Genomic DNA, 21290 nt, shown 5'->3' on the forward strand with positions numbered 1-21290 from the left:
TCACACCTTCAGTTCCTGAGCGAGGCGACCCGGCACACCGCCGATCGAACCCGCGCCCATCGTAATCACCACATCACCGTCGCGCACCACTGTAGAGAGCGCGTCCGGCACTTCATCGACCGTATCGACGAACACCGGCTCGACCTTGCCCGCGACACGCAGCGCGCGCGCCAATGCGCGGCCGTCCGCGGCGACGATCGGCGCTTCGCCGGCCGCATAGACTTCGGTCAGCACGAGCGCGTCGACGGTCGACAGCACTTTCACGAAATCCTCGAAGCAATCACGCGTACGCGTGAAGCGGTGTGGCTGGAACGCCAGCACCAGGCGCCGGCCCGGAAATGCGCCGCGCGCCGCCGCCACCGTGGCGGCCATTTCGACCGGGTGGTGACCGTAGTCGTCCACCAGCGTGTAGGAGCCCGCGGCCTCACCGTCACTGACGACCGGCACTTCGCCGTAACGTTGGAAACGCCGGCCGACGCCGTTGAAATCCGCGAGCGCTCGCTGGATATCGGCATCTTTCACTTCAAGTTCAGTCGCAATTGCAATTGCGGCCAACGCGTTCTGCACGTTGTGCTCGCCCGGCAGGTTCAACGTGACGTCGAGCGGCGCCGCGTCTTCGCGCATCACGGTGAAATGCATGCGGCCTTCGCGCGCTTCGACGTTGACCGCGCGCACCTGCGCCTCGGCAGCGAAACCGTAGCGGATGATCGGCTTCGACACGAACGGCAGGATCTCCTTCACGTTCGGATCGTCGACGCACAGCACCGCGATGCCATAGAACGGCAGACGGTGCGTGAATTCGATGAACGCCTGCTTCAGACGCGCGAAGTCGTGACCATAGGTATCCATATGATCGGCGTCGATGTTCGTGATGACTTCGATCACCGGGAACAGGTTCAGGAACGACGCGTCCGATTCGTCCGCCTCGGCGACGATGAAGTCGCCGGTGCCCAGACGCGCATTCGCGCCTGCACTGATCAGCCGGCCGCCGATCACGAAGGTCGGATCGAGCCCGCCCGCGGCGAGCACGCTCGCGACCAGCGACGTGGTCGTGGTCTTGCCGTGCGTGCCGGCGATCGCGATACCCTGCTTCAGACGCATCAGTTCCGCGAGCATCACCGCGCGCGGCACGATCGGAATGCGGCGATGACGCGCGGCCAGCACTTCCGGGTTGTCGCTGCGCACCGCGGTCGACACCACCACCGCGTTCGCGCCTTCGATGTTCTCCGCCGCGTGCCCGATCGAAATGCGCGCGCCGAGCCCGGCGAGGCGCTCGGTGACCGCGTTGCCCGACAGGTCCGAGCCGCTCACCTGATAGCCGAGATTGACGAGCACTTCGGCGATGCCGCTCATGCCGACGCCGCCGATACCGACGAAATGAATGTGTTTGACGATGTGTTTCATTGCTTTCCTTCTGGGCTCACGCCCGCCATCGAAGCCGCGCCCGCCACCGTCGCGCAGATCTGCGCGACCTGTTCGGTGGCATCCGGTTTCGCGAGCGAGCGCGAACGCTCCGCCATTTCCGCGAGACTTTCCCGCGTCTGGCTGCGCAACCAGTCGGCGAGCTTTTCCGCCGACAGGTCCCGTTGTTGCACGACCAGCGCCGCGCCGTTGTCGGCGAGAAACGCTGCATTAGTGGTCTGGTGATCGTCGACCGCGTACGGGAACGGCACGAACAGCGCCGCGACGCCGACCGCCGATATCTCCGACACCGTCATCGCGCCCGAGCGGCAGATCACCAGATCGGCCTGCGCATAGGCGCTCGTCATGTCGTCGATGAACGGCACGAGCGACACGTCCGCGCCTGCCTGCAAGCCTGCGGCCGCATAGTTCTCGCGCAGCGCGTCGATATGCTTCGCGCCCGCCTGATGAACGATGCGCGGTCTTTCATTGGGCGCTAACAGCGCGACCGCACGCGGCACGACTTCGTTCAACGCGGCGGCGCCGAGACTGCCACCCACGACGAGCACGTTCAACGGACCGTTACGCTGCGCGTAGCGTGCTTTGGGTGCATTCGCGCGCGCAAGTTCCTCACGAATCGGATTGCCGGTCCATTCGCCGTGCGGCAGCGCATTCGGAAACGCGACCAGAACGCGTTTCGCGAGCTTCGCGAGCACCTTGTTCGCGAGACCGGCGATCGAATTCTGTTCGTGCAGCACGAGCGGGCACCCGCTCAGCGCGGTCATCAGCCCGGCCGGGAACGTGATGTAGCCGCCCATGCCGAGCACGACGTCGGGCTTCACGCGACGCAGCACACTCAGGCTCTGCGTGCACGCGCGCAGCAGGTTGACCGGCAGCATCAGCTTGGTCTTCAGCCCTTTGCCCCGCACGCCGCCGAAGCGCACGTACTCCATCGGAATGCCGTGCTTCGGTACCAGCGTCGCTTCCATGCCCGCGGGGTTGCCGAGCCATACGACTTTCCAGCCCCATGCCTGCATCAGATGCGCGACCGCGAGCCCCGGGAACACGTGTCCCCCGGTGCCGCCGGCCATCACCATCAGCGTGCGTTGTGGCAGAGCCGTCATACCTTGCCCCCGCGCATCAACACACGATTCTCGTAATCCACTCGCATCAGCACGGCGATCGCGACACAGTTCAGCAAGATGCCCGACCCGCCGTAGCTGACGAGCGGCAACGTGAGGCCTTTGGTCGGCAAAAGACCGAGGTTCACACCCATGTTGATGAAGGTCTGCGCGCCGAACCAGATGCCGACGCCCTTCGCGACCAGCCCCGCGAACGTGCGATCGAGCGCGAGCGCCTGGCGGCCGATCTCGAACGAGCGGCGCACGATCCAGTAGAACATCAGGATCACGACGAGCACGCCGACGAAACCCAGTTCCTCGCCGATCACCGCGAGAATGAAGTCGGTATGCGCTTCGGGCAGATAGTTGAGCTTCTCGACGCTGCCGCCGAGACCGACGCCAAACCACTCGCCACGCCCGAACGCGATCAGCGAGTGCGTCAGCTGATACGCCTTGCCCTGCGCGTAGCGATCGTCCCACGGATCGAGGTACGCGAAGATCCGCTCACGACGCCAAGGCGACGCCCACACCAGCAACGTGAAAGTGCCCACCGCGGTCGCGACGAGGCCGCCGAACAGCTTGCCGTTCACGCCGCCGAGGAACAGCACGCCCATCGCGATCGCCGCGATCACCATGAACGCGCCCATGTCCGGCTCGAGCAGCAGCAGCGCGCCGACCAGGCCGACCGCGACCGCCATCGGCAGAAAGCCCTTGGCGAAGCTGTGCATGTATTCCTGCTTGCGTACCGTGTAGTTCGCCGCGTAGATCGTCACCGCGAGCTTCATGATTTCCGACGGCTGCATGTTCGTGATGCCGAGCGGAATCCAGCGGCGCGCACCGTTCACGCCCTTGCCGACGTGCGGGATCAACACGATCACGAGCGCGACGAGCGAGATCAGGAAGAGCTTCGGCGCGTACTTGTCCCACGTCGAAATCGGAATGCGGAACGATACGATGCCGACCGCCGAGCCCATGAGCACGAAGACGATCTGGCGCACGAGGAACGCCCAGTCGCGGTACGACGCGTACTTCGGCGAATCGGGCATCGCGATCGACGCCGAGTACACCATCACGATGCCGAGTCCGAGCAGCGCGACGACGACCCACAGCAGCGAGTGGTCGTAGTCGAGCATGCGCGAGCGCAGCGGCCGCACGCCGTTGACCGCGCTCGCGAGACCGCTGCCGCCCGTGCGGGTGGTCGTGCGGGTAGACGTACCTGCGGCGGCGCCGTTGCCGCCGGTGGCTTCACGCGAGCCGAAACGTTCCGACCAGCTCATATCATCGTCCCCCGTTCGGCCGCGATATCTTCGACCGTGCTGCGGAATACCGCCGCACGATGTGCATATCCCTTGAACATGTCGAAGCTCGCGCACGCGGGCGACAACAGCACCGCGTCGCCGGGCTGCGCGATGGCGGCGGCCGCGCGCGTCGCTTCTTCGAGCGTCGCGTGATCGGTCATCGCGACGCCGCAATGTTCGAGCGCCGCGCGAATCTGCGGCGCGTCACGGCCGATCAGCATCACCGCGCGGCACCAACGCATCACCGGCGCGGCGAGCGGCTCGAATTCCTGGCCCTTGCCGTCGCCGCCCGCGATCAGCACGACGCGTTGCGCGAGACCATCGAGCGCGGCGACCGTCGCGCCGACGTTGGTGCCCTTGCTGTCGTCCACGTAGTCGATGCCGTCGATCGACGCGATCAGTTCCACGCGATGCGGTTCGCCGCGGTATTCGCGCAGGCCGTGCAGCAGCGGCGCGCCGGGCAGACCGATCGCACGCGCGAGCGCGTACGCGGCTAATGCGTTGGCGGCGTTGTGCAGGCCGCGGATGCGCAGCGCGTCGGCGGGCATCAGACGCTTCAGCGCGATGTCGGGCGTTGCGGCTGCTTCGTTCTTGCGACGGCGCTTCGGCGTGGATTCGTCGGTCGCATCACGATCTTGTGCTTCGACGAGCCACACCATGCCGTTCTCGCGCAACAGGCCGTAGTCACCGTCGTTCTTCGGCTCGGTCACGCCGAACGTGACGACCTCCGCCTCGCCGCTGGTGGGCGCAAGCGACATCACACGGGCGTCGTCGCGATTCAGCACGCGCACCGTTCGTGTACCGAAGATGCGGCCCTTCGCGGCCGCGTACGCATCGAGTCCACCGTGCCAGTCCAGATGATCCTGCGTGATGTTCAGCACGACCGCCGCGTCCGGCGTAAAGGTATGCGAGGTCTCCAGCTGGAAGCTCGACAGTTCGAGCACCCACACGTCGGGCAGCGCGGTCTGATCGATCGCTTCGGACAGCTTGTCGAGCAGCGACGGGCTGATGTTGCCCGCCACCGCGACCTTCTTGCCCGCGCGTTCGCACAGCAGGCCGGTCAGGCTCGTGGTCGTGGTCTTGCCGTTCGTGCCGGTGATCGCGATCACCTTCGGCGCGTAGCCGGATTCGCCGAGCGTGCGCAGCGCCTGCGAGAACAGTTCGAGCTCGCCCCACACCGGAATGCCCCGCTCGCGCGCCGCCGTGATCAGCGGCAGCAGATCGGCGGCGAGCGGCGACAGCCCCGGGCTGATCGCGACCAGTTCGACACCTTCGAGCAGCACCGGCGAAAACGGACCGCCGACGAAATCGGCATCGACACCATGCGCTTCGAGCGCGGACAGGTTCGGCGGCACTTCGCGCGTATCTGCCACGCGCAGCCGACAGCCGTGCCTGGCGCACCAGCGCGCCATCGCGAGACCGGATTCACCCAGTCCCAGCACGAGCACCATCGGCTTTTGCCGATCCCGAAACTTCTCGCCGAACATCGCCTGCTTCCTTAAATACTGCTGCTTAACGCAATTTGAGAGTGGACAAACCGAATAGGCACAACATCAACGTGATGATCCAGAACCGCACGACTACCTGTGTTTCCTTCCAGCCCGACAATTCGAAATGATGATGCAGCGGCGCCATCTTGAAGAACCGCCGCCCTTCGCCGTAACGGCGCTTCGTGTATTTGAACCACGTGACCTGCAGCATCACCGACAGCGTTTCCGCAACGAAAATGCCGCCCATGATGAACAGCACGATTTCCTGACGCACGATCACCGCGACCGTGCCGAGCGCGCCGCCGAGTGCGAGCGCGCCGACGTCGCCCATGAACATCTGCGCCGGGTGCGTGTTGAACCACAGGAACGCAAGCCCCGCGCCACCCATCGCCGAACAGAAGATCAGCAATTCGCCCGCGCCGGGAATGTGCGGAAACAGCAGGTATTTCGAGTAGACCGAGCTGCCCATCACGTACGCGAATACGCCGAGCGACCCGCCGACCAGCACGACCGGCATGATCACGAGGCCGTCGAGGCCGTCGGTGAGATTCACCGCGTTGCTCGCGCCGACGATCACCAGATACGTCAACACGATGAAGCCCCACACGCCGAGCGGATAAGTGATCGACTTGAAGAACGGCAGCAACAGGTCGGCGCGCGCGGGCAGGCCCATCGACAGGCCACTGCGCACCCACGCCATGAACAGGTCGAACACGCGCACGTTGCTCGCCTCGGACACGCTGAATGCGAGATACACCGCCGCGAACAGGCCGATCACCGATTGCCAGAAATACTTCTCGCGCGATGACATGCCGCGCGGGTCCTTGTAGACGACCTTGCGGTAATCGTCGACCCAGCCGATCACGCCGAAGCCGAACGTGACGAGCATCACGATCCAGATGAAGCGGTTGGTCAGATCGGCCCACAGCAGCGTGGCCACGCCGATGCCGAGCAGGATCAGCACGCCGCCCATCGTCGGGGTGCCCGATTTGACGAGATGAGTTTGCGGGCCGTCCTTGCGAACGGCCTGGCCGACCTTCATCGCGGTCAGCTTGCGAATGACCGCCGGGCCGCAGACGAGCCCGATCAACAACGCGGTGATGGTCGCCATCACCGCGCGAAACGTCAGATAACTGAACACGCGCAAGAAGCTTGCGTCATTCTGCAGCCATTGCGCCAGCGCCAGTAGCATGCCTGGATCCTTCTTTTAATGTGCGGCGGGCGTCGAGCCCGCGGCGTTGGGTTGTGGACTCGTAACGGCGTCCACCACGCGCTCCATTTGCATGAAACGCGAGCCTTTCACGAGAAGCGTTGCGGCAGCGCCGAAACCGGCCTGCTGCAGTTGCGCGACCAGCGCGCCGACATCGGCGACGTGGTGCGCGCCCGGGCCGTATGCGGTGCAGGCGTCGCGCGAGGCGTCGCCCATCGCGTACAGCGCGTCGATACCTCGCTCTTTCGCATACGCGCCGATTTCGCGGTGAAACGCCGAGCCGTTGTCGCCGACTTCGCCCATGTCGCCCATCACGAGCACACGCGGCGATTCACGCGACGCGAGCACGTCGATTGCGGCGCGCATCGAATCGGGATTCGCGTTGTAGGTGTCGTCGATCACGGTTGCGCCCGCGAGCGAGCCGAGCGCGGCCTGCTTGACCTGCAGACGGCCCTTCACCGCGCCGAACGATTCGAGTCCGCGCTGGATCGCGTCGAGCGACACACCCGCGGCCAACGCGGCCGAGGTCGCCGCGAGCGCGTTGTGCGCGTTGTGATCGCCGAGCACCTGCAGCGTCACGTCGAGACGGCCTTGCGGCGTGTCGATGCTCAAACGCTTGCCGTCGAAGTTGCCCTGCACCGAGGCTTCGGTCGTGCGCTCGGCGCTGTTCAGCGCGAAGTCGATGATGCGGTTGCCGGTGGCGGCGACGCGCCAGATGCTCGCGTACGCGTCGTCGGCGGGGAACACTGCCGTGCCTTCGGGCGACAGCGCGTGAATCACGCTCGCGTGTTCGAGCGCGACCGCTTCGACGGTCGCCATGAATTCCTGGTGCTCGCGCTGCGCGTTGTTGACGACGGCGACCGTCGGCTCGGCAAGCTTCGCGAGCAGTTCGGTTTCGCTCGGATGATTCATGCCGAGCTCGACCACCGCGAGCCGATGCGCGGCATGCAGACGGAACAGCGTGAGCGGCAGGCCGATGTCGTTGTTGAAATTGCCGGCGGTCGCGAGACGCGCGTCCGTGCCGACCGCGGCCGCGAAGATCGACGCGATCATTTCCTTGACCGTGGTCTTGCCGTTGCTGCCCGTGACCGCGACGAGCGGCAGGTCGAACTGACGACGCCAGCCGCGCGCGAGCGCGCCAAGCGCTGCGCGCGTATCGGCGACGCGGATCGCCGGCACGCTCCAGTTCTCCGGCGTGCGCGCAACCAGCACGGCCGCGACGTTGCGCTCGGCGACTTGCGGCAGGAAGTCGTGCGCGTCGAATCGATCGCCCTTGATCGCGATGAACAGATCGCCGGGGCCGGCGCTGCGGCTGTCGGTCGACACGCGTTCGAAGCGCACGCTGTCGTCGCCGGTGACGCTCGCACCGGGAATCTGCGCGGCGGCTGCGCGTAGCGAGAACATCGTCATTCGCCACCTCCGCGAGTTTGCGTGGCCCGCGCGGCGAGCGCGAGGCGGGCGTGGTCCTGATCGGAGAAAGCGCGTTTCTTGCCCATGATTTCCTGTGTGGCTTCGTGCCCCTTGCCGGCCAGCACGATCACGTCTTCACGCGCGGCGCCGCGAATCGCCTGCAGGATCGCGCTCGCGCGGTCCTCGACGCGGCGCGCCTGCGACGCATCCTGCATGCCCGCGGCAATTTGCTCGATGATCGCGAGCGGATCTTCGCTGCGCGGGTTGTCGCTCGTCACGACGACGTTGTCCGCCAGCCGCTCGGCGATCGCGCCCATCAGCGGACGCTTGGTCGCATCGCGGTCGCCGCCGCAGCCGAACATGCAGACGAGTTCGCCGCCGCGCGCGGTCGCGATCGGGCGCAGGGCCTCGAGCGTTTTTTCGAGCGCGTCGGGTGTGTGCGCGTAATCGATCACGACGAGCGGCTCGTCGTTTTGCAGTCGGCCGCCCAGACGCTGCATGCGGCCGTTCACCGGTTCCAGCTTCGCGAGTTCGGCGAGCGCCGCGTCGAACGGCACGTCGGCGGCGAGCAGCACGCCGAGCACCGCGAGCAGATTGCTCACGTTGAAGAGGCCGAGCGTTTGCACTTCGACGTCGGCGTTGCCCCAGTCCGACGTGCTCAGATGAAACGCGGTGCCGGTCGCGGTCGCACGCACCTTCGATGCGGTCAGCCACGCGTCCGCTTCTGGCGCATTCGTGGCGCCGCCGTCGCCGTGCTCGCCCTCGATGCCATAAGCGATGGTACGAGCGTGACCACGCGTGCTCGCGAGCAAACGCCGGCCGGCGGCATCGTCGCGATTGATCACGGCTGCGCGCAGCTCTGGCCATGCGAACAGGCGCGCCTTGGCGGCTTCATAGGCCTCGAACGTGCCGTGATAATCGAGATGGTCCTGCGTCAGATTCGTGAACACCGCGATGTCGAAAGCGGTGCCGTTCACGCGCCCCTGATGCAGCGCATGCGACGACACTTCCATCGCCACCGCCTGCGCGCCTGCGTCACGCAATTGCGCGAGGCTGCGCTGCAATTGCGGCGCGTCGGGCGTCGTGAAGCCGGTGTGCACGAGCTGGCCAACGAGGCCGGTGCCAAGCGTGCCGACGATCGCACAGCGTGTGCCGCGCGCGGACAGCGCCGCGGCGACCCATTGGCTGCAAGATGTCTTGCCGTTCGTGCCGGTGATGCCGACCGCGAGCATCGCGTCGCTCGGATCGCGATACCACGAGCTCGCGATCGTGCCGGCGAGTTCGTTCAATGCCGGTACCGCATGCGCGACGGACGCGTCGAGCTTGCCGGCGAAGCCTTCGGGTTGCACGAGCACGGCGGCCGCGCCGCGCTCGATCGCCGCGTCGATGAACGCGCGATTGTCCGCGCCATCGACCGCGTACGCGAAGAACGCGTCGCCGGCCGCGAGCGAGCGCGTGTCGGCGTGCAGATGCGCGCCTGGCTGCACGTGCGCGTGCAGCCAGGCGAGGGCGTCGGCGATCTGCCGGTGCGCTGGATGTTGCTCTCGCAGCGCGCTCATCGCTCGACTCCTGGATGGGTTTTCGGGTTGGCGGAAATGGTCATCTTCTTCACGCCGGGGTTCGTCGTCAGCTTCTTCGCCCCGGCCGGCGCGGACGGGGCGCCGGGCGCGGGCGGCGCCGAATCGTCGGACACCACCATCTGCTTGACGGGCATGTCGGGCGGCACGTTCAGCGCGCGCAGCGTATCGCCGACGATGCCCGAGAACACCGGGCCCGACACCTGGCCGCCAAAGTGGCTACCCGCCGTCGGCTCGTCGACCGACACGGCGACGACGATGCGCGGATTCGGCATCGGCGCCATGCCGACGAACGACGCGCGATATTTGGAGTGGTCGTAGCCGTGCGGCCCGTGCTTGTACGCGGTACCGCTCTTGCCGCCGACGCGATAGCCGGGCACCGCCGCATCCGGCGACGTGCCTTGCGCGGACACGACGGTTTCGAGCATCGCGCGCACTTCACGCGCGGTGGTCGGCGAAAAGATCTGCGGACCGGTGGCCGGCTGGTCGCCCGGCGCATGGAAAATCGTCACCGGCATGATCTGGCCGTCGTGCGCGATCGCGGTGTACGCGCGGCCGAGCTGGAACAGCGACACCGACAGGCCGTAGCCGTACGACATCGTCGCCTGCTCGATGCGACGCCAGCTCTTCCACGGACGCAGGCGGCCCGCCGCCGCGCCAGGAAAACCGACCTTCGGCGCCTGGCCGAGACCGATGCTGGTATACATATTCCACATTTCTTCGGGCCGCAGCTGCATCGCGATCTTGGTCGCGCCGATGTTGCTCGACTTCTGGATCACGCCGCCGACCGTCAGCACGCCGAAGCCGCTGTCGTCGGTAATCGGCGCGCCGTCGAGTACGAAGTGACCGTTGCCCGTATCTACCAGTGTAGTCGGCGTCACCCGGTGCAGATCGAGCGCGAGCGACACCGTGAACGGCTTCATGATCGAGCCCGGCTCGAAGGTGTCGGTCAGGATGCGGTTGCGCAGCTGTTCGCCCGTCAGGTGCGAGCGGTCGTTCGGGTTGTACGTCGGGTAGTTGACGAGTGCGAGCACTTCGCCGGTGCGCACGTCGATCACCATTGCCGCGCCGGCCTTCGCCTTGAATTTCTCGACGGCCGCTTTCAGGTTCGTATAGGCGATGTACTGGATCTTGCTGTCGATCGATAGGTCGACGTCCTTGCCATTGTGCGGCACGACCTGCTCGTCGACATCCTCGATGATGTGACCAATCCGGTCCTTGATCACGCGACGGCTGCCCGATGTGCCCGCGAGCAGCTTCTGGTCGCCGAGCTCGACGCCTTCCTGGCCCTCGTCCTCGACGTTGGTGAAGCCGATCAGGTGAGCGGTGATCTCGCCTTCCGGGTAGAAGCGCTTGTACTCGGCGCGCGAGTAAATGCCGGGGATGTCGAGCGCCGCGACTTTGTCGGCGACGTCGACGGGCACCTGGCGCTTCACGTAGACGAAGGTCTTGTCTTCCGACAGCTTCGAGCGCAATTCCTTCGCGGTCATGCCGAGCAGTTTGCCGAGCGCGTCGAGCTTGTCGGCGCCGAGGTCGTCCGGCACCGATTCGGGAATCGCCCAGATTGCGCGCACCGGCAGACTCGTGGCGAGCACGAGGCCGTTGCGGTCGAGAATCTTGCCGCGCGTGGCCGGCATGTCGATGCGGCGCTGATAGCGGATTTCGCCCTGCTTCAGATAAAACGCGTTGCCCGGCCCCTGAATCCAGAACGCGCGCGCGGCGAGCGCGACGAACGCCATGAACAGCAGGAACACGACGAGCTTCGAGCGCCACATCGGCAGGCGCACCGACAGAATCGGGTTGGCCGAAAACGCAACGCTCTTGTGCGCCGACGATTTTTTCATCGCGTGGCTCCGCGACGGGTCGCGACCGGCGCCGAGGCGGGCGCGGAGGTCGGAATGGGAGCGTCGATCGCCGTTGCGGCACCCGGGGTGAGCGTAAGGTACTGCGTGCGGCCCGTGGTGGCCGACTGCATCTTCAGCGAGGCGGTGGCGAGTTGCTCGATGCGCGACGTTTTGGACAGCGCGCTCTGCTGATATTGAAGCTGCGAATAGTCCTGCTGCAGCTGACGCTCCTGCGACTGCGCGCGCTGCAGCTGGATAAAGATCTGACGCTGCTGATTGGTCGCGTTGACGACCGACAAGGCACAGCCCATCACGATGATCAGCAGGAAGATATTGAGGCGGTTCATGGCGCGATCCGCTCCGCCACGCGCATCACGGCAGAACGGGCGCGCGGGTTGTCGGCGACTTCTGCGTCGCTCGCAAAGACGCGGCCGATGATCTTGAGCGGAGGGCTCGGCAGGTCGACCGCGCGGATCGGCAGGCGGCGGTCGACCGCCGGCGTACTTGCGTGCGCCTGCATGAATCGCTTGACGATACGGTCCTCGAGCGAATGAAAGCTGATGACCACCAGCCGCCCCCCTTGCTCCAACAACGACAACGCTGCTTCTAGAACGACTTGCAGCTCCGCAAGCTCTTGATTGACGTGAATCCGTATAGCCTGAAAGGTGCGGGTTGCCGGGTCCTTGCCCTTCTCACGGGTTTTGACGACGTTAGCCACGATTTGGGCAAGCTCGCCCGTGCTGACGAGAGGCCCAAGACGGTCGGACTCTGCCCGGCGAGCAACAAGCGCCTTTGCAATCTGAAAAGCAAACCGTTCTTCCCCATAATCTCGTATCACCTCCGTCAGTTCCTGCACCGTAGCCCGCGCGAGCCAGTCAGCCGCGGATTCGCCGCGCGTCGGGTCCATCCGCATGTCGAGCGGGCCGTCGGCGCGGAAGCTGAAGCCCCGCTCCGGATCGTCGACTTGCGGCGACGACACGCCCAGATCCAGCAACACCCCCGACACACGCCCTACCCCGCGCTCCGCCATCGCGGCGCGCAGTGAAGCAAAACTCTCGTGGACGATGGCAAAGCGCGGATCGGCGATCTTCTGCGCAGTCGCGATCGCGAGCGGATCTTTATCGAACGCGATCAATCGCCCCGCTTCGCCGAGCCGCTCCAGCACGAGGCGGCTATGGCCGCCACGGCCGAACGTGCCGTCCACATACGTGCCGTCGGCGCGCGTGACCAGCGCATCGACCGCTTCGTTCAACAGCACCGTGCGATGCTGCAATTCGTTTCTCATCGCAGAAGCCATATAAATAAGCCGCGATCAGAACGTGAAGTCTTTCAACGCGTCGGGCATGCCCTCGGCGATCGCCGCCTGTTCCTTCGCCGCGTAAATCTGTGCATCCCACAACTCGAAGTGACGGCCCATGCCGAGCAGCGTCACTTCCTTCTCCAGCGAGCCAGCCGCGCGCAACTCGGGCGACACGAGCACACGGCCTGCGCCGTCCATATCCACATCCATTGCATTGCCGAGAAAAATGCGTTTCCACCAGGCTGCGTTCATGGGCAGCTTGTCCACCTTGTCACGGAAGATTTCCCATTCGGGGCGCGGAAAGAGCAACAGGCAGCCGTCCGGATGCTTGGTGATCGTCACCCGGCCCTCTGCCTGTGTTTGCAGCGCATCCCGATAACGAGAGGGAATCGACATCCGCCCTTTCGCATCGAGCGTCAGCGCCGACGCCCCTTGGAACACTTCGCTCTCCCCTATCGCGGTGCTGTTTGCGCCGCCCGCCCGGTCCGTGAAAATCTACCTGAAAGTGATGCCGAGAACACACAAAAATACACTTTCTCACACTGTCTCCCACTTTAGAGGAACGCTAAACACGGGTCAAGGGAGCGGCCGGCTTTTCGGCCGGATTTTGTTTGTTAGAACAAGGACTTAGCGCGACTCCTTCACGTCCCGCATAAAACGGAAAACCGTTATAAATGAATGGGCTAGTGCAACTTGTGAAGGTGATACGTGAACAGTGCGAGGAAACAGCGCGGATTGAAAGAGATCGTTAAGGGAATCTGAAAGGGAAAAGGCGGCGCTGCGGGGACGGTTGACGAACGGCGTGCGCGGCGCCGTCCCACTTGCGAATAATGCGTTCAGCGATGGTCGACGCGATACGCGCGGTGCTCCGGCCGGCGAAGCAAAGCAGGCGAAACGCTCATATGTAATAGGCGGTGCGCGTCATCACCTTCGACATCGCGCGCATCACCGCGCGCGCCGGAAACGGCAACTCGATGCCGCCCGCGTCCATCGCTGCCTTGCCGTGCTGCGCTTCATCGGCGCGCATCTGCTCGACGATCGCGCGCGATTCGTGGTCCGCGGCCGGCAGCTGATCGAGATGACTGTCGAGATGCTGCTCGACCTGGCGCTCCGTTTCGGCCATGAAGCCGAGACTCACGCGATCGCCGAGACGTCCCGCGGCGAGCCCGATCGCGAGTGCGCCGGTATACCACAGCGGATTGAGCAGACTCGGACGCGAGTCGAGCGCCTCCAGGCGCTTGGCGGTCCACGCCAGATGATCCTCTTCTTCCGACGCGGCGTGATCGAACATGGCGCGCAATGAAGGCGAGTCGGTAGCGAGTTTCTGCGCCTGGTAAAGCGCCTGTGCGCACACTTCGCCGACGTGGTTCACCCGCATCAAACCAGCCGCATGCGCGCGCTCCGCGGGCGAGAGTTCGGGCGCCTCGGCCGTCGCCGCGGAAGCCTGCGGAAGCGGCAGCGGACGGCTCATCCGCGACACCCCCGTCAGTGATCGTAAACCCCGATCAAACTCGCCAATCAACTCGTCCAGCAACATAAAGCGCTCCCTGATTCGACAACCGCCGCATCGTTCCGGAAGGTCCGTGCGACAAGGCCTTGCGACGCGAAACCCGCGGTCCGACAGGCATCAATCCGCATGAAATGGGCGGTTAATTTCGGATTTTAGACCATGTTGCGTAAACGAAACAGCGGCCGTCCGCAGCGCCTCCTTTTTCTTTGTCCCATGTATGCCTTTTGTTACATTACGTGGCAACTTCTCGCGAAGTTGGACAAGCAAGGCCTCAGCGCTAACTAAATATTTCGCCTTGAACAAAAGATTCGTATTCCTTGGAGATCATTCGATGAAAAAGTCGCTTCTCGCTCTCGCAGCACTGGGCGCATTCGCAGGCGTCGCTCATGCGCAGAGCAGCGTGACCCTGTACGGCATTGTTGACGTTGGTATCAACATGAATACCAACGCTGGTGGCTTTCACAAGTACGACATGTCCAGCGGCGTCCTGCAAGGCTCGCGTTTCGGCCTGCGTGGCACGGAAGATCTGGGCGGTGGTCTGAAGGCGCTGTTCGTTCTGGAAAACGGCTTTGACGTGACCAACGGCAAGCTCGGTCAGGGCGGCCTGATGTTCGGTCGTCAGGCATATGTCGGTCTGTCGAGCACCTTCGGCACGGTCACGCTGGGTCGTCAGTACGACTCCGTCGTCGACTACGTGGGTCCGTTCGAATCGGGCGATCAGTGGGGCGGCTACATCGCCGCTCACCCGGGCGATATCGACAACTTCAACAACGCGTATCGCACCAACAACACGATCAAGTACACGAGCGCGAACTACAACGGCCTGACGTTCGGCGGCACGTATAGCTTCGGCGGCGTCGCTGGTGACTTCACGCACAACCAGATCTGGTCGTTGGGTGCTGGCTATAACAATGGCCCGCTGGCATTGGGCGTTGGTTACCTGAACGCACGTACGCCTGCAGCATCGGGTGGCCTGTTCAACAACGGCGGCACGATCGCAACGAACACACCGGCCGTGGGTACTACTGCGGCTAGCTTCGCAGTCACGAGCCCGATTTACGCTGGCTTCGCATCGGCTAACACGTATCAGGTCGTCGGCGCAGGCGGTGCGTACACGTTCGGCGCGGCAACCATCGGCCTGACGTATTCGAACATCCAGTTCGGCAACCTGGGCAAGACCTTCACGTCGCCGTTCACTGGCCAGAAGGCTACGTTCAACAACGGCGAAATCAACTTCAAGTACCAGTTGACCCCGGCACTGCTGGTCGGCGCAGCGTATGACTACACGCGCGGCACGCAGATCGAAGGCCAATCGCGTGCTCAGTACCACCAGGGCGCACTGGGCGTGGATTACTTCCTGTCCAAGCGTACCGACGTGTACCTGGTCGGCGTGTATCAGCACGCTCTGGGCGACACGGTCAACGCAACGGGCCAGGTGGTCGCAGCAACGGCAGGCATCAACGGCCTGACCGGTTCGTCGACCAACAACCAGTTCACGGCCCGTGTTGGTATCCGCCACAAGTTCTAATAAGTCGTAAAAAAGCGGTTTGCCTCAAAGGCGCCTTCGGGCGCCTTTTTTTATGCGCGGGTTTTGACGGCGCAACGAAAAAGCCCGGCGCACTTTCGTGCGCCGGGCTTCTGTTCTTCGCTCGCTTAAGCCCTGCCGTCGCGCAACTCGCGGCGCAGGATCTTGCCGACGTTGCTCTTCGGCAGCTCGGTGCGGAATTCGACGACCTTGGGCCGCTTGTAGCCGGTCAGTTGCGTTTTGCAGTACGCGAAGATCTGTTCGTCGGTCAGCGACGGGTCCTTCTTCACGACGAATAGCTTCACGGCCTCGCCGGAATGCTGATCGGGCACGCCGACCGCCGCGACTTCGAACACGCCCGGCAGCTTTGCGACGACGTCCTCGACTTCGTTCGGATACACGTTGAAGCCGGACACCAGAATCATGTCCTTCTTGCGATCGACGATCTTCACGAAGCCGTCCGCGCTCATGATGCCGACGTCGCCGGATTTAAAGAAGCCGTCAGCCGTCATCACCTTGGCGGTTTCGTCGGGCCGGTTCCAGTAGCCCGCCATCAGCTGCGGGCCGCGGATGCAGATCTCGCCTGCCTGGCCGGCCGGCACTTCGTTGCCTGCGTCGTCGCGAATGGAAATCTCGGTCGACGGCAGCGGCAGGCCGATCGTGCCGCTGTATTCGGTGGCGGTGACAGGGTTGCAGGTCACGCATGGCGACGTTTCCGACAGCCCATAGCCTTCGACGATCGGCGTGCGCGTCCGCTCGAACCAGCGCTTCGCGACCGCCTCCTGCACCGCCATGCCGCCGGCGTTCGCGGTCAGCAGCTTCGAGAAGTCGAGCTTGTGGAAGTCGGGGCTGTTCAACATCGCGTTGTACAGCGTGTTGACGGCGGGAATCGTCGTGATCGCATAACCCTCGAGCGACTTGATCATGCCGGGGATATCGCGCGGATTCGGGATCAGCACGCCGAGACCGCCAGTGCGGATCGTCAGCAGCCCGCACACGGTCAGCGCGAACACGTGATACAGCGGCAGCGCGACGACCGTGATGAACTGGTCGATATCGGTGCGGTTCGCGCGCACCGGATTGAGCCAGACCTCCGACTGCAGCACGTTCGCGATCAGGTTCCGGTGCAGCAGCGTCGCGCCCTTGGCCACGCCGGTGGTGCCGCCCGTGTATTGCAGAAACGCGATATCGTCAGGGCCCTGCTGGACCGGCTTGAACGTCAGGCGCGCGCCCTCCGAGACCGCGTCGTTGAACTTGACGTGCCCAGGCAGGCTCCACGCCGGCACCATCTTCTTGACCTTGCGCACCACGAAGTTCACGAGCGGGCCTTTGATGCCCATCAGGTCGCCCATCGTCGCGACGACCACATGCTTGACCGGCGTATTGCGCACGATTGCCTGCAAGGTCCCCGCGAAATTCTCGAGCAGGATGATCGCCTCAGCGCCGCTGTCCTTCAGTTGGTGTTCGAGTTCGCGCGGCGTATACAGTGGATTCACATTCACGACCACATAGCCCGCGCGCAGAATCGCGGCAATTGCGACCGGATACTGCAGCACGTTCGGCATCATGATCGCGACACGCGCGCCGCGCGGGAGCCCTTTCGACTGCAGCCACGCCGCAAGATCGCGCGAGAGCTCGTCGAGTTCACCGTAGCTGATCTGCTTGCCCATGCACACGAATGCCGGCTTCGTGCGGTGTTCGCGAAAGGCTTCCTCGAGCAACTCGGCCACCGACGAATAGCGTGTCGGGTCGATCTCTGCGGGAACGCCGGGCGGATAAGACTTCAGCCAGATTTTCTCCATGCAGCGTCTCCTTAATTATTTTCGAATGATCGTGCTAAAAACGCATCGTAGCATGGGCATAGTGCGGCCAATGGCCAAACCGATGGGGTTAGACGGCAGCCTCGAACTTGCGAGGCTCGCCGTCGGCTTCAAGGCGCGGTGCGGCTTTCAGGCCCGCTCGACTTCGACGAGACAGTCGTAAAACGTCGCGGAACCGCCGAGATCGGTCAGTGCCTGGCTCGTCAACTGGTTGGCGTTGCGGCCGTCCGGCGCGAGCTTCTTCCACCAGATCGACAACCCGACGACGAGACCTTCGCGCGCGCGGTCCGTCACGCGGGCCCGCGCCTGCATCGAGCCGCGGTCGTTGAAGATGCGCACCTGATCGCCGTCGCCGATGCCGCGCGCGTGCGCGTCGGCAGGGTGGATGTCCAGATGCGGCTCGCCTTCCGTCGCGCGCAGACTCTCGATGTTCACGAAGGTGCTGTTCAGGAAGTTGCGCGCGGGAGGCGAAATCATCGCGAGCGGATAGCGGGCCGCCAGTTCGGGCGCGCCGTCGGCCGATTCGTAGGGTGGCAGATAGTCCGGCAGCGGGTCGAGGCCCTGTTGCGCAAGGCGCTCGCTGTAGAACTCGCACTTGCCGGATGGCGTGCGAAAACCGCCGTCGGCAAATGGCGCGTCGGGCAGATTGAGACGGGCCCAGCCGGCTTGCTTCAGCATCGGCCAGTCGACACCGTCCAGCGTTTTGTCTTCCCAGCGAAATGCGGCTTGCGCGACGGCTTCGTCGCTGTCGAAGAGTGACGGTTCCGTCAAGCCCATGTGGCGCGCGAGGCCGCGGAAGATCTCGGTATTCGGGCGTGCGTCGCCAAACGGCGCGATGGCGGGCAGGTTGACCATCACGTGCGTGTGGCCGTATGACTTGTGCACGTCGAGATGCTCGAGCTGCGTCGTGGCGGGCAACAGCAGGTCGGCGTAGTCCGCGGTGTCGGTCTGGAAATGCTCGAGCACGATCGTGAACAGATCCTCGCGCGCAAAGCCAGCCGCGACGCGTTCGGAGTCCGGCGCGACCGCGACCGGATTCGAGTTGTAGACGACGATCGCCTCGACCTTGGGACCGAACGTCGCGTCGCCCGGATGTAGCAGCGCATCGCCGATCGCATTCATATTGATCACGCGGCTCGGCTTCGAGGGCCAGCCCGGCATCAGGTCGGGGCGCTGCAACGCGTGCGAGTCTACCGGCGCCCAACCGCTCGACGACAACAGCGCCCCGCCCGCGCGCTCGCGCCATGCGCCGGTCAGCGAAGGCAAACACGCGATCGCGCGCACTGCATTGCCGCCGCCGCGCACCCGCTGCAGACCATAGTTCAAGCGGATCGCGGCTTTCTTCGTGCCGGCGTAAAGTCGCGCAAGTTCGGCGATTTCCCCCTCTTTAACGCCACAAATTTCGCTAACGCGTGACAGTGGATAGCTGAGCGCGCGCAGCTTCAAGGCAGCGAAGCCCAGCGTGTGCGCGGCGATGTACTCGTGGTCGAGCAGATCCTCGGTGATCAGCACGTTCATGATGCCTAGCGCGAGAGCCGCGTCGGTTCCGGGCTTCAGCGCGATGTGCTGATGGCATTTCTCCGCGGTCAGCGAGCGATACGGATCGATCGCGATCAGCCGGGCGCCGCGACGCTTGGCTTCCTGCGCGCGCGTCCAGAAATGCAGATTCGATGCGATCGGATTGGCGCCCCAGATCAGGATCACTTCGCTTTCGGCGAAAAACTCGGTGTGCATACCGACGCCGGCGCCATACGTGTATTTGAGGCCAGCTGCGCCGGCGGCCGCACAAATCGTTCGATCCAACTGCGATGCGCCGAGCTTGTGGAAGAAGCGTTGCGCGATGCTATCGCCCTGCACCAAGCCCATCGTGCCAGCGTAGCTGTAAGGCAGAATCGCTTCCGGCGCGCGACGGGCAATTTCGCCGAGGCGGTTTGCGGCAAAGTCCAATGCTTCGTCCCAGCTGACCGGCGCGAAGCGGCCCTCGCCCTTGCGGCCGACACGCTTCATTGGCGTCGTCAATCGGTTCGGATGGTATACACGCTCCGCGTAGCGGCTGACCTTCGTGCACAGCACGCCCTGAGTCGGCGGATGGTCGGGATCCCCGGCGATCTTGATCGCGCGTCCGTTGTCGACGGTCACGCGCATCGCGCAGGTGTCGGGGCAATCGTGCGGGCACACGGCGCGCGCGAATTCGGTCGGGGCGTTCATCGGCAAGGCGTCCTGGCGAGCAGTAAGCGATCGGGCAAAATGGAATTTTATTACGTCAATGGGCCGCCGACCCGGGTGGTGCCGCCAAAAATGCCTTCGGCGTAGAATGAATTATCCGCAGTGCCCGGGCCGACGCGGTCCGCGGCGATCTCATGCTCGTCGAGCACAAACGCATAATCACTCCATCATGAAACTCATCCCCGAAATTCAGGCCGCTCGCGGTGAAATCCAGACCCTTCGACGAACCATCCATGCCCACCCGGAACTGCGCTACGAAGAGACGGCGACCGCTGATCTCGTCGCGCGTTCGCTTGAGTCCTGGGGCATCGAGACCCACCGTGGTTTGGGCAAGACGGGCGTGGTCGGCGTATTGAAGCGCGGGAACGGCTCACGCGCGATTGGTTTGCGCGCCGACATGGATGCGCTGCCGATTCAGGAGCTCAACAGCTTCGATCATCGTTCGACGAACGACGGCAAGATGCACGCGTGCGGGCATGACGGACATACTGCGATGCTGCTCGGTGCCGCACGCTACCTGGCCAAACATGGTGATTTCGACGGCACGATCGTGTTCATTTTCCAGCCGGCCGAAGAGGGAGGCGCGGGCGCGAAGGCGATGATCGACGACGGCCTGTTCACCCAATTCCCCGTGGACGCCGTGTTCGGCATTCACAACTGGCCGGGCATGCCGGCGGGCCACTTCGGCGTGACCGAAGGCCCCATCATGGCGTCGAGCAATGAATTCCGCATCGAAATCAAGGGCGTCGGCTCGCATGCGGCACTACCTCACAATGGCCGCGACCCGGTCTTTACGGCAGTGCAAATTGCCAGCGGACTGCAAAGCATCATCACGCGCAACAAAAAGCCGCTGGACACCGCGGTACTGTCGATTACGCAAATACATGCCGGCGATGCGGTCAATGTCGTGCCGAACGACGCCTGGATCGCGGGAACGGTGCGGACTTTCACTACAGAAACGCTCGACCTGATCGAGTCACGGATGCGCAAGATCGCGCAGAGTACAGCCGAAGCATACGATTGCTCCGTTCAGATCCAGTTCCACCGGAACTATCCGCCGACGATCAACAGCAGCGAGGAAGCGCGTTTTGCGGCGTCGGTCATGAAAGAGATCGTTGGCGCGGAAAATGTCGATGACGCAGTTGAACCGACGATGGGCGCCGAGGATTTCTCGTTCATGCTGCTGGCGAAACCGGGCTGCTATGCGTTTTTGGGCAACGGCGATGGCGGCCACCGTGAAGCCGGCCACGGCGCGGGCCCTTGCATGCTGCACAACGCGAGTTATGACTTTAACGACGAGCTATTGCCGGTGGGGTCGACGTATTGGGTTCGACTGGCGCAAAAGTTTCTGGCTCAGGGTAAGTAGAGGGTTGAGACGCATTGAGGCGGGTGGAGGGTTTCGCTTACTTCAATGCTGTTTGTTAATTTCGACGCGTAAACGCAAAAACCCCACCGCTGCGGGTGGGGTTTCTGGCTTTTGGGGGAGCCTGACGATTACCTACTTTCACACGGGCAATCCGCACTATCATCGGCGTGGAGTCGTTTCACGGTCCTGTTC

The 21290-nt window shown here is 64.2% G+C and carries 16 protein-coding genes; 2 read left to right on the forward strand and 14 right to left on the reverse strand.

Translation table 11 applies throughout. The features are described from left to right. The 12 genes from murC to coq7 form a co-directional block, all read right to left on the reverse strand. Positions 1–1404, reverse strand: a complete 1404-nt coding sequence (gene murC, locus AB4Y34_RS35275) for a UDP-N-acetylmuramate--L-alanine ligase (protein WP_176104984.1) — start codon at positions 1402–1404, stop codon at positions 1–3. Next, entirely contained in the window at positions 1401–2525 is a 1125-nt protein-coding gene (gene murG, locus AB4Y34_RS35280; protein ID WP_176380949.1) for an undecaprenyldiphospho-muramoylpentapeptide beta-N-acetylglucosaminyltransferase, read from the reverse strand. Before murG ends, murC begins: the two co-directional genes overlap by 4 nt. Next, entirely contained in the window at positions 2522–3799 is a 1278-nt protein-coding gene (ftsW, locus tag AB4Y34_RS35285) for a putative lipid II flippase FtsW (RefSeq protein ID WP_176104982.1), read from the reverse strand. Before ftsW ends, murG begins: the two co-directional genes overlap by 4 nt. Further along, the gene (murD, locus tag AB4Y34_RS35290) at positions 3796–5307 is read right to left on the reverse strand and encodes a UDP-N-acetylmuramoyl-L-alanine--D-glutamate ligase (protein ID WP_176380951.1); all 1512 of its coding nucleotides are present in this window, start codon (positions 5305–5307) and stop codon (positions 3796–3798) included. Before murD ends, ftsW begins: the two co-directional genes overlap by 4 nt. A gap of 25 nt (positions 5308–5332) precedes the next feature. Then, positions 5333–6502: a phospho-N-acetylmuramoyl-pentapeptide-transferase gene (gene mraY, locus AB4Y34_RS35295; protein WP_176104980.1), complete on the reverse strand. Its 1170-nt coding sequence runs from the start codon at positions 6500–6502 to the stop codon at positions 5333–5335. A 15-nt stretch (positions 6503–6517) separates the two neighbouring features. Continuing rightward, the gene (gene murF, locus AB4Y34_RS35300) at positions 6518–7930 is read right to left on the reverse strand and encodes a UDP-N-acetylmuramoyl-tripeptide--D-alanyl-D-alanine ligase (RefSeq protein ID WP_368718652.1); all 1413 of its coding nucleotides are present in this window, start codon (positions 7928–7930) and stop codon (positions 6518–6520) included. After that, positions 7927–9489, reverse strand: a complete 1563-nt coding sequence (locus AB4Y34_RS35305; protein ID WP_368718653.1) for a UDP-N-acetylmuramoyl-L-alanyl-D-glutamate--2,6-diaminopimelate ligase — start codon at positions 9487–9489, stop codon at positions 7927–7929. Before AB4Y34_RS35305 ends, murF begins: the two co-directional genes overlap by 4 nt. Then, positions 9486–11351, reverse strand: coding sequence for a penicillin-binding protein 2 (locus AB4Y34_RS35310; protein WP_176380954.1), 1866 nt, complete (start codon positions 11349–11351; stop codon positions 9486–9488). Before AB4Y34_RS35310 ends, AB4Y34_RS35305 begins: the two co-directional genes overlap by 4 nt. Next, positions 11348–11698, reverse strand: coding sequence for a cell division protein FtsL (ftsL, locus tag AB4Y34_RS35315; protein WP_368718654.1), 351 nt, complete (start codon positions 11696–11698; stop codon positions 11348–11350). The genes AB4Y34_RS35310 and ftsL overlap by 4 nt, the downstream gene beginning before the upstream one ends. Then, complete coding sequence (gene rsmH, locus AB4Y34_RS35320; RefSeq protein WP_176104975.1) at positions 11695–12648, reverse strand: 16S rRNA (cytosine(1402)-N(4))-methyltransferase RsmH; 954 nt, start codon at positions 12646–12648, stop codon at positions 11695–11697. Before rsmH ends, ftsL begins: the two co-directional genes overlap by 4 nt. A 15-nt stretch (positions 12649–12663) precedes the next feature. Then, positions 12664–13092: a division/cell wall cluster transcriptional repressor MraZ gene (mraZ, locus tag AB4Y34_RS35325; RefSeq protein ID WP_013090620.1), complete on the reverse strand. Its 429-nt coding sequence runs from the start codon at positions 13090–13092 to the stop codon at positions 12664–12666. Positions 13093–13549: 457 nt separating this feature from the next. Next, complete coding sequence (coq7, locus tag AB4Y34_RS35330) at positions 13550–14188, reverse strand: 2-polyprenyl-3-methyl-6-methoxy-1,4-benzoquinone monooxygenase (protein WP_176380955.1); 639 nt, start codon at positions 14186–14188, stop codon at positions 13550–13552. Between the two features lie 304 nt (positions 14189–14492). On the opposite strand from coq7, the gene AB4Y34_RS35335 reads away from it, so the two are divergent. Then, positions 14493–15689 (forward strand): porin, encoded by a 1197-nt coding sequence (locus AB4Y34_RS35335; protein ID WP_176380956.1) that lies wholly within the window; start codon positions 14493–14495, stop codon positions 15687–15689. A gap of 125 nt (positions 15690–15814) precedes the next feature. Here the strand turns inward: AB4Y34_RS35335 and AB4Y34_RS35340 are convergent, their stop codons facing one another. Together AB4Y34_RS35340 and AB4Y34_RS35345 are read right to left on the reverse strand one after the other, a co-directional pair. Next, on the reverse strand, positions 15815–17488 hold the full coding sequence (locus tag AB4Y34_RS35340; protein WP_176380957.1) for a long-chain fatty acid--CoA ligase: 1674 nt from the start codon (positions 17486–17488) through the stop codon (positions 15815–15817). A 147-nt stretch (positions 17489–17635) separates the two neighbouring features. Further along, on the reverse strand, positions 17636–19714 hold the full coding sequence (locus AB4Y34_RS35345; protein WP_368718655.1) for a molybdopterin-dependent oxidoreductase: 2079 nt from the start codon (positions 19712–19714) through the stop codon (positions 17636–17638). 187 nt (positions 19715–19901) lie between these two features. Between AB4Y34_RS35345 and AB4Y34_RS35350 the strand changes: the two genes are divergently transcribed. Then, complete coding sequence (locus tag AB4Y34_RS35350; RefSeq protein ID WP_176380959.1) at positions 19902–21098, forward strand: M20 aminoacylase family protein; 1197 nt, start codon at positions 19902–19904, stop codon at positions 21096–21098. Positions 21099–21290 lie beyond the last annotated feature (192 nt).

The sequence above is a fragment of the Paraburkholderia sp. BR10954 genome, from assembly GCF_040965775.1.
In the GTDB taxonomy this organism is placed as follows: Bacteria; Pseudomonadota; Gammaproteobacteria; order Burkholderiales; family Burkholderiaceae; genus Paraburkholderia; species Paraburkholderia youngii.

Coding starts and splice junctions, on each gene's coding strand:
- murC (WP_176104984.1), bottom strand. CDS start 1,404: ATGAAACACATCGTCAAACACATTCATTTCGTCGGTATCGGCGGCGTC.
- murG (WP_176380949.1), bottom strand. CDS start 2,525: ATGACGGCTCTGCCACAACGCACGCTGATGGTGATGGCCGGCGGCACC.
- ftsW (WP_176104982.1), bottom strand. CDS start 3,799: ATGAGCTGGTCGGAACGTTTCGGCTCGCGTGAAGCCACCGGCGGCAAC.
- murD (WP_176380951.1), bottom strand. CDS start 5,307: ATGTTCGGCGAGAAGTTTCGGGATCGGCAAAAGCCGATGGTGCTCGTG.
- mraY (WP_176104980.1), bottom strand. CDS start 6,502: ATGCTACTGGCGCTGGCGCAATGGCTGCAGAATGACGCAAGCTTCTTG.
- murF (WP_368718652.1), bottom strand. CDS start 7,930: ATGACGATGTTCTCGCTACGCGCAGCCGCCGCGCAGATTCCCGGTGCG.
- AB4Y34_RS35305 (WP_368718653.1), bottom strand. CDS start 9,489: ATGAGCGCGCTGCGAGAGCAACATCCAGCGCACCGGCAGATCGCCGAC.
- AB4Y34_RS35310 (WP_176380954.1), bottom strand. CDS start 11,351: ATGAAAAAATCGTCGGCGCACAAGAGCGTTGCGTTTTCGGCCAACCCG.
- ftsL (WP_368718654.1), bottom strand. CDS start 11,698: ATGAACCGCCTCAATATCTTCCTGCTGATCATCGTGATGGGCTGTGCC.
- rsmH (WP_176104975.1), bottom strand. CDS start 12,648: ATGGCTTCTGCGATGAGAAACGAATTGCAGCATCGCACGGTGCTGTTG.
- coq7 (WP_176380955.1), bottom strand. CDS start 14,188: ATGTTGCTGGACGAGTTGATTGGCGAGTTTGATCGGGGTTTACGATCA.
- AB4Y34_RS35335 (WP_176380956.1), top strand. CDS start 14,493: ATGAAAAAGTCGCTTCTCGCTCTCGCAGCACTGGGCGCATTCGCAGGC.
- AB4Y34_RS35340 (WP_176380957.1), bottom strand. CDS start 17,488: ATGGAGAAAATCTGGCTGAAGTCTTATCCGCCCGGCGTTCCCGCAGAG.
- AB4Y34_RS35345 (WP_368718655.1), bottom strand. CDS start 19,714: ATGAACGCCCCGACCGAATTCGCGCGCGCCGTGTGCCCGCACGATTGC.
- AB4Y34_RS35350 (WP_176380959.1), top strand. CDS start 19,902: ATGAAACTCATCCCCGAAATTCAGGCCGCTCGCGGTGAAATCCAGACC.